5 protein-coding genes are annotated in these 7,986 nt (G+C 73.8%); 1 reads left to right on the top strand and 4 read right to left on the bottom strand.

The annotated features are described in order from the left end of the window. Positions 1-304: 304 nt before the first annotated feature. Together E1193_RS28205 and E1193_RS28200 are read right to left on the bottom strand one after the other, a co-directional pair. Positions 305-1,075, bottom strand: coding sequence for a DUF5995 family protein (locus tag E1193_RS28205; RefSeq protein WP_132186210.1), 771 nt, complete (start codon positions 1,073-1,075; stop codon positions 305-307). Positions 1,076-1,193: 118 nt separating this feature from the next. Continuing rightward, complete coding sequence (locus tag E1193_RS28200; protein ID WP_132186209.1) at positions 1,194-4,112, bottom strand: helix-turn-helix transcriptional regulator; 2,919 nt, start codon at positions 4,110-4,112, stop codon at positions 1,194-1,196. A gap of 187 nt (positions 4,113-4,299) precedes the next feature. Between E1193_RS28200 and E1193_RS28195 the strand changes: the two genes are divergently transcribed. Then, the gene (locus tag E1193_RS28195; RefSeq protein WP_243707945.1) at positions 4,300-6,531 is read left to right on the top strand and encodes an adenylate/guanylate cyclase domain-containing protein; all 2,232 of its coding nucleotides are present in this window, start codon (positions 4,300-4,302) and stop codon (positions 6,529-6,531) included. Positions 6,532-6,706: 175 nt separating this feature from the next. On the opposite strand, the gene E1193_RS28190 is transcribed toward E1193_RS28195, so the two are convergent. Together E1193_RS28190 and E1193_RS28185 are read right to left on the bottom strand one after the other, a co-directional pair. Beyond that, positions 6,707-6,901, bottom strand: coding sequence for a DUF397 domain-containing protein (locus E1193_RS28190; protein WP_132186211.1), 195 nt, complete (start codon positions 6,899-6,901; stop codon positions 6,707-6,709). Then, positions 6,898-7,671 (bottom strand): DUF5753 domain-containing protein, encoded by a 774-nt coding sequence (locus E1193_RS28185; RefSeq protein ID WP_132186208.1) that lies wholly within the window; start codon positions 7,669-7,671, stop codon positions 6,898-6,900. The genes E1193_RS28190 and E1193_RS28185 overlap by 4 nt, the downstream gene beginning before the upstream one ends. Between the last annotated feature and the right edge of the window lie 315 nt (positions 7,672-7,986).

Here is a 7,986-nt window from a genome sequence, read left to right as displayed (position 1 = left end):
CCCCTGCGCCATGCCCCGTCCTACTCTCCGCGCCTCCTGCACCGACCGTAGGCGCTGTCCCCGGCCCCGCCCGGCGGAACGGGCAAGCCGGGGACGTTCACCGGACAGTTGGCTGGTTCAGGACGGCCGCCAGCGCCTGCGGGTCGCTGACGCCACCGTGACGGCCGGACGCGGAGGTCACGGCCCAGACGCCAGAGCCGGAACCGCGTCGGCGCGCACGCGGCGGGGCCGGCGACCGGCTGCGGTCGGGCAGGACACGTCCCCGCGCCCCGGTTTCCCGGAGCGCGGGGACCCCCCGTCCCGGCTACTGCAGAAACGCCCCCAGCGGCGACAGCAGTAGCCGGCCGAGCGCCGCGGCGTTGTCGTCCAACCGCGTACGCTCGCAGTCTCGGGCGTGCGGGTCGTGCCGGCAGCGCCAGATCTTCTGGGCGTTGCGCCAGGCCACGTCCCGGGTGTATTCCACCAGTTCGCCCTGGTACCAGTCGTCGATGTCGCCGTTGAGCATGTCCAGCAACAGTTGCCAGCGCTCCAGGTAGCCGCGGCGCAGCGACGGGATCTTGTCGGCGAAGATGTCGTTGATCTTCAGGTAGTCGCGGTGCTGGTCGGTGCCGTCGACCGGCTCCGACTCCAGGTGGTCGAAGGTGGTCACCAGCGCGAACGGCAGGTCGAAGTTGATGTGCGCGTTCACCCCCGCCGCCGCCGACGGCAGCGGCCGGGCGTCCGGCCCCCGCATCCGCTCGAACAGGCACGACCACGCCCTCGGTGTGGTCGGGCTGGACTCCGTCCACAGCCGCAGCGCGTCGAAGTAGCGGGCGGCGAACTCCACGTCGAGCCGGGCGAGGAAGACCGGGTCGGCGAAGAAGTCGTCGTACAACCCCTCCAGGACGCTGGTGGTGATGGTCAGGTAGAGCCGGTTGAAGTCGGCGAGCGGGCAGCTCGCCTCCAGCGGGGGCAGCCGCACCAACAGGTCCTGGAGTTTGGTCAGGTGGTCCACCACCGCCGGCACGTCCTCGGGGTGGTCGGCGAGCAGGCCGACGATGTCGGCGTGGACCGGACCCCAGACCGGTTCCGTCATGTCTCCTCCACAGTGGTCCAGGGCGCGCCCGTGCCGTCGTCCTCCGCGCATCAGCCTTCCAGCGCGGTACGACGACGCCATCAGTAGAACGACGTATTCGCGTTACGACAGGCGTACGTCACTCGCCCCGGTTGCGCAGGAAGATCGCGCTGGCCTGCACCCGGGTACGCACCTGGAGCTTGTCGAAGATGTGCGAGACGTGCACGCCGATGGTGCGCTCGCTGATGAACAGCCGCTGGCCGATCTCCTTGTTGGTCAGGCCCTCGGCCACCGCGGCGAGCACCTCCCGCTCCCGGGCGGTCAGCACCCCCAGCTCGTCACCGGTCGCCCCGCCCCGCCTGACCGAGCGACCGGCGGGCAGTCGCGACCGCTCCTCCAACTCCACCCGGGCCCGCCCCGCCAGGCTCCTGATCTCGCTGGTCAGCGGCACCGCACCCAGCCCCTGCGCCGTCTCGTACGCCTGGCGCAGCAGCTTCGCCGCGGTGGCGCTGCGGTTACGCCGCGCCAGCAACGCCTCGGCCTGCCGCAGCCGCGAGTACGCCGCCGGGTACGGGTGGTGGCGGCGGTCCCACTCGGCCGCCGACCGGGCCCACGCCTCCGGGTCGCCGCGACCGTCGAGCCGGCTCAGTTCGGCGGTGCACAGCGCCAGGAAACCCTCGGCGACGTAACGGACCGGGCCGGCCGCCGTCACGCTCTTGGCGGTCACCCGGTCGACGGCGTCCCGCAGCCGCCGCAGGGCCGTCTCGTCCACCGGCAGGGTGCGGCTGGCGCGCGCCTCCGCCTCCGCCCGCAGGCCGTGCCACGCCAGGGTCGCCAGCAGCACCACGTCGTCGGAGCGGCTCTCGGTGAGGCCGCGCTGCACGGCCTGCCGGGCGGCGTCGTGCCGGCCCTGCCACATCGCCAGCCCGGCACGCAGGATCAGCATCGGCAGCACGTGGCGCGGCGCGCCACCGCCGGCGAGCATGGTGGCCACCGCCTCCAGATCCCGGTCGGAGGCATCGACGTCGCCGTAGCCGACGGAGAGCCGGCAGCGGGCCAGCAGCAGCTCGACGGCGTCGGCGCCGGACGGGCGGTGCCGCAGCGCCGCCGCGACCACCTTCTCCGCCTCGGCCCACTGCCCCACCCGGAACAGCCCGTTGGTGGCGATGGCGAGCAGCCGCGTCTCGTAGGTGCGTCCCAACCCCAGCTGGGCGACCCGCTCGGCGCCCCGCCGGGCCACCACCACCCCCTCCTCGAGGATGTTCAGCGGGCCGGTCAGCAGCTCTGCCAGGTGCAGGTAGGCGCACGCGACATCCTCGGGCCGGCCGGCCCGCTCGGCGGTCTCCAACGCCCGGCGCACCACCGCCAGGCCGGCGTCGGGATCCTCCAGAAACGCCTCGCTGAAGCCCAGCGCGGAGCTGGCGAGCACCACCTCGGTGGTGCTGCCCTCGACGGCCGCGGCCAGGTGCAGCGCATCCCGGGCCCGCTGGCCGGCCTCGGCGTACCGGCCCAGGTGCAGCAGCAGCTCGGCGAGGCGGGCGGCGGCGGTGGCGCGTTCCCCGTCGGTGCAGTCGGCCGCCTCCAGGACCCGCTGGTACTCGGCCTCGGCGGGGGCGGACCGGCCGGCGGCGGCGAGGTAGCGGGCCCGCCGGATGCGCAGCGCGCACGACGGCGCGGCGTCCGCACCGGCCAGTTCGGCCAGCAGGGACAGTGCCCGGGCGTGCTCGCCGCACTGGTGCGCGGTCTCCGCGGCGTGTTCCAGCAGCTGCGTCCGATCCACCTCGACCGGCGTCGTGACGGGACCGGCCGCCGGGGTGGCAGCCAGGTGCAGCGCCACCGACCAGTGCCGGTGCGCCTCGGCGAAACCGTGCAACCGCTCGGCCTCCCGGGCGGCGGCCATCGCCGCCGGCAGGGCCCTTGCGGGTTCCCCGGCCAGCCGCCAGTGGTGCGCCAGCCGGGCCTGGTGCAGGTCGGCAGGGGCCCGGGTGAGCGCCTCGGCGTAGCGCCGGTGCAGGGCCGACCACTCCGCCGGCAACAGTTCGTGCTCCAGCACCTCGGCGACGAGCCGGTGGCGCAGCCGGTAGCCGTCGTCGGCGCCGACGAGCAGCCGGTGCGCCACGGCGGCGCGGACCGCGCCGATCAGCTCCTGCTCCGGCAGGTGCAGCACCTCGGCCAGCAGCCAGTGCGCCACCGGCTCCACCCCGGCGGCGACGGCGTGCACCACGGCGTGCGCGTGCCGGGGCAGCGCGTCGACCCGGGCCAGGAAGATCTCCCGCAGCGTGTCGGAGAGGCCGTCGTGGCCGTCACGCAGGTCACGGGCGAGTTCCTCGACCACGAACGGATTCCCGCCGCTGCGCTGCCAGATCTGGTCGGCGGCCTCGGGGGCCAGCGGGGCGCCGACGATCGCGGCGGCGAGCCGGTCGGTGTCGGCCCGGCCCAGCGGGGCCAGGTCGAGCACCCGTACCGACCGCAGCCGGCGCAGCTCGGTGAGGACCCGGCGCAGTGGATGGGCCCCCTGCAACGCCTCGGCCCGGATCGCGGCGAGCACGGAGAGCTGCAGGTCGCCCAGGCCGGCGAGGAGGTAGAGCAGCAGCTGGCGGGTACTCCGGTCGACCCACTGCAGGTCGTCGAGGACGAGCACCAGGGGGCGGCCCTCGGCGATCAGGCTCAGCCCGCGGGAGACCCGTTCGAGCAGCGCGCCGCCGTCCGGGGTGGCCGGCTCGTCGGCGAACATCCGCAGCAGTCCGCGGACGGCGGACGAGGTGCGGGCCTGCGTGACGCTCAGCTCGGCGTCGAGCCGGCGCAGCGCCTGCACGACCGGGTGCAGCGGCGAGGCATCGCCGATGTCCAGGCAGGAGCCGGTGAGAACCACGGCTCCGGCGTCACGCAACCGTGCCCCGGCCTCGTGCAGCAGACGGGACTTGCCCACCCCGCTCTCGCCGCTGAGGAAGACCGCCGCGGTCTGCCCCGGCCCCGGCTGCTTGAGGAGCGCGGAGCGCAGCTCCGTCAGCTGGTCGGCACGGCCGACGAGCGGTGCGGTGTCCACATCGCTGGCCATGCACCGCAGCCTAGTCACCGCTCCCGCACCGTTCTACCGGCTGGACGGCTCTGTGGTACTCCTCGCGTCGACTTTGTGACCAAAGGTTGCGGTGCGCTGACATACGTCGTTCTGCAGATCCCCCGACGGCCCGCTGGTGACAGTCTCCGAGGGTCGTCAGGCCCCGCTACTGGGGAAGGTGGGTGCGATGCCAATGTCCACGATTGTCACCGGTCGGAAAAGGGAGGTCACCCCGCTGGCCTGGCCGGTGCCGGAGGAACGGCGCACCGTCAGCGTGCTCTTCGCCGACATCGTCGGCTCGACGGCGCTGACCGAAGGGCTCGACCCGGAAGACGTCCGGGCCCTGCAACGGGCGTACTTCGACACCGTCGCCGGGGTACTGCGGCGCTGGCAGGGAGTGGTGGAGAAGTACGTCGGCGACGCGGTGATGGCGCTGTTCGGCGCCCGTTGTTCCGACGGGCTCGACGCGTACCGGGCGGTGCGCGCCGGGCTGGAGATCCAACGGGCGCTGGACCGGCGGCCGATGCCGGGGGGTGTGCGGTTGCGGGTTCGGGTGGGGATCGCCACCGGCGAGGTGGTGGTCGACCTGGCCGCCGCCCGCGACGGCGGTCACGGCGCGGCCAGTGGCACGGTGACCACCACCGCCGCCCGGTTGCAGGAGTACGCGCCGCCGGGCGGCGTGGTCGTCTGCGCCGCCACTCACCGGGCCACCGCCGGGCTGGTCGACCAGCACGCGCTGGCCCCGGCGGCGCTGGCCGGCAAGACGCTGCCGGTCGACGTCTGGCGGGCCGGCGCGGCACGCCGGCCCCGGCCGGCGCGGCACGACGGGCCGCTGGTCGGGCGGCGCCGCGAGCTGGCCACCGCGAGGGAGCAGCTCGTCCGCGCGGTGCGGGAGCACCGCCCCCGCTGGGTGTCGCTGGTCGGCCCGGACGGCATCGGCCGCAGCCGCCTGCTGCACGAGCTGCGCCGGACGCTGCGGCAGGTCGACGGGGCGTCGGTGCGCTGGTGCGTGGCGCACTGCCCGCCGTACCCGGAGGGGGTGTTCGCCCCGGTCGCCGACCTGGTCCGCGAACTCGCTGGCGCGTGCGAGGGGGACGCGCCGGCGGTGCTCCGCCGCCGGTTGGCGGCCCTGGTCGGCGGGGTGCTCCCGCCGGCCCGGGCCGCCACGGCGGTCGGCGCGCTGGCGGGGCTGTTGAGCGGGGGGAACGGCGCTGCGAACGGCGCGGCGGCCTGCCGGGAGGTGCTGCTGGCGGTGGCTGCCCGGCAGCCGGTGGTGGTGGCGGTCGACGACCTGGACCGCGCCGCACCGGAGCTGGGCCGGTTCCTGCACACCCTGTTCGCGGCGGCCACCGTGCGCGGGCTGCCACTGGCGGTGCTGGTCACCCACCGGCCGCACTGGGCGGATCTGCTGCCCGGCACCGCCGGCCGGCGGTGCCGGGTGACGCTACCGCCGCTGCCGGCGCTCGACAGCGGCCGGCTGCTGCGGCGGATGCTGGTCCGCTCGGGGCAGCCGGCCGCGCTGGCCGCACGGCTGCTGCCCCTGGTCGCCGGTGTGCCGGGTTACGCCGCCGGGTACGTCGTCGAGGTCTTGCGCGACGGGTCCGCAGCGGCCGAGCAGGCGCTGCCCGAGGCGGTACGGCGGGTCGCCGGCGCGCGGCTGGACCGGCTCGACGGCGTACAGCGGGCGGTGCTGATGGCCGGGGCGACGCTGGGCGCGGAATTCACCGGGGCTGCGGTCGACCGGCTGCTCGGCTGGACGCCGGGCCGGGCGGCGGGCATGTTGTGCCGACTAGCCGCTGACGGACTGCTCCGGCAGGACCCGCGTGACCGGTACGCCTTCGTGGACCCGGCGCTGCGCCGGGTGGCGTACGAGCGACTCCCCCGCGCGGTGCGTGCCGAGTTCGCGCGCCGGGCCGGGCGGTGCGGGTCGTCGGACATGCCGGAGGTTGCCGACGACGTGCGGGCGAGCCCGCCACCATATGCCGTGCCACGCGGGCTCGGCCGCCGGGCCGCCACGCCCGACACCACGCCACTGACCACCCCCGCGTCGGCGGTCACGACCGGGCGGTCGGTCGCCACCGGATCGTCGCCGGACGGCGGACCGGTTCCGGCGCGGCCGGGTACGTCGACCCGACCGGCCGGTCACACCGCGCCGACCGGACCCGATTCCAATGCCGGGTCGACCCGGCACCACCCCGGCGGAGCCGACGGGGATACGGGCGGAACCTACCGCGATCGCTCGACCGACTCGCCCACCCAGGGCGGTGCACCCGATCCGGGCGGTTGCCCGCCACGTCGGCGTTCGGCCCGCGCCGCCGTGGACCGTCAGGCGCTGGCGATCGTACCGGCGGCCGACCTCGCGGTTGAGTGGGGACACCAGTCACCGAGAGGTTCGGCGTCGCCGCTGTGCGCCGCCTGACCCAGAGCTGCCGAGCACCGCGACGGCGGCTCATTGACCCTGATCCGCTGCTGCCGGCGGCCCCGAGCCCGCCCAGCGGAAACGGACACGGTCCTCGCAACTCCCAGGAGATCTGGGGTTGCGAGGACCGCTGGATCCCAAGGCTTCGCGCTGAGGGCCTTCTTCGTGTTGCTGGTCAGCCCACGGGGCCGATCTGCTTCGCCAGATTCACGAAGCCCTGCCAGGCAGCTGGGTTGAACTGGAGGGTGCCAGCGTCGCGGTTCTTGGTGTCGCGGACCAGGACGACGCCAGAGAGGTTGTCAGCAACCTCAACGCACGCGCCGCCGTTGCCGCTACTGCGGGTGCTCTTGCGCCACCGGGCGCCGGTCAGGTCCATGTCTCTGCCACTTCCCTCATGAGATCGACTGATTGTCGGTGAGATAGCGCCTCACCACGGACGCTCTCCCACGCTGCCAGTATGGCCGTCACGTCATCCGGGTCGCTTACAACTTGCCCCTGTAGCTGGGTGTCCAGGTAGGCGGCTGTGCGGTGATCCCGGCTGGAGGCGATGACGAATGGTCCGTCAAGCCCAGCGTATGCCCCCGTGGCCCGTGGCACGACATGCACGCGGACGTGGGGATGTCGACACCAATCGATCAGCGCGCGGATCTGCTCGCGCATCACTTCGGGGCCGCCTACGGGTCGCCGTAGCGCGTACTCGTCCACGACCGCCGTGAACCATGGAGGGTTTTCCCGCCTCAGGATGGCCTGCCGAGCGAGCCGCGCCGCCACGAGTTGATCCACCTCGTCCGGCGTGCGCCGTCCGCTTGCTCCGAGAACTGCTCGTGCGTACGCCTCGGTCTGTAGCAGTCCAGGCAAGACGTTGGACTCGAACCATCGAAGCTCTGCGGCCTCGCGCTCCATTTCCTGCCATGGGCGAAACCACACCAGATCACGGATGCGGCGTCTTGAAGTGTCCGGCCATATGTCCGGCGCGTCTCGACCGAGAGCGGCGGCTGCTGTTGCGCGGTGTGCGGGGTGCGGGATGCGGCCTTGGCGGAGCCACCGGTCAGTGGTCTTAGGGTCTACGCCTATCTGCGCTGCCAGGGAATCCGTTGTGTGGCCTGCCTCTTGGAGTGCTACGCGCAGCGCGTCGTTCATCAGACCTCCAGCGGACATCGCAGATTGTTGTCCACCATATACACACGCGGTGTTGCTGTCCGGTCACGGGTTGGCAGTGTGTCTGGCATGCGGCGCTGCCTGGCGGAGGTGGAAGAGCTCGGCAGGAGTGTTCGCTCGGGGTCGTCCCCGCCTTCCCCCGTAGCGGGGCGGCCCCTTCCACAGTCGCAAGGAGGTCGACGTGCGTATCCCGTTCTTCCGGTGCCGGGCGAAGGAGCAGCCGACGCTGCCTCGCCGAGTGCGCGGGACCAACCTGCCGGAGTGGATGCGCCTGCCGACGCAGCCCTACCCCCAGCA

This window comes from Micromonospora sp. KC606, assembly GCF_004348675.1.
Taxonomy (GTDB): Bacteria; Actinomycetota; Actinomycetes; order Mycobacteriales; family Micromonosporaceae; genus Micromonospora.
This window is presented reverse-complemented; position numbering and strand designations above follow the sequence as displayed.

What these genes read in the sequence shown, in the direction of transcription:
- E1193_RS28205 (WP_132186210.1), bottom strand. Translation starts at nt 1,075, where the DNA reads ATGACGGAACCGGTCTGGGGTCCGGTCCACGCCGACATCGTCGGCCTG.
- E1193_RS28200 (WP_132186209.1), bottom strand. Translation starts at nt 4,112, where the DNA reads ATGGCCAGCGATGTGGACACCGCACCGCTCGTCGGCCGTGCCGACCAG.
- E1193_RS28195 (WP_243707945.1), top strand. Translation starts at nt 4,300, where the DNA reads ATGCCAATGTCCACGATTGTCACCGGTCGGAAAAGGGAGGTCACCCCG.
- E1193_RS28185 (WP_132186208.1), bottom strand. Translation starts at nt 7,671, where the DNA reads ATGAACGACGCGCTGCGCGTAGCACTCCAAGAGGCAGGCCACACAACG.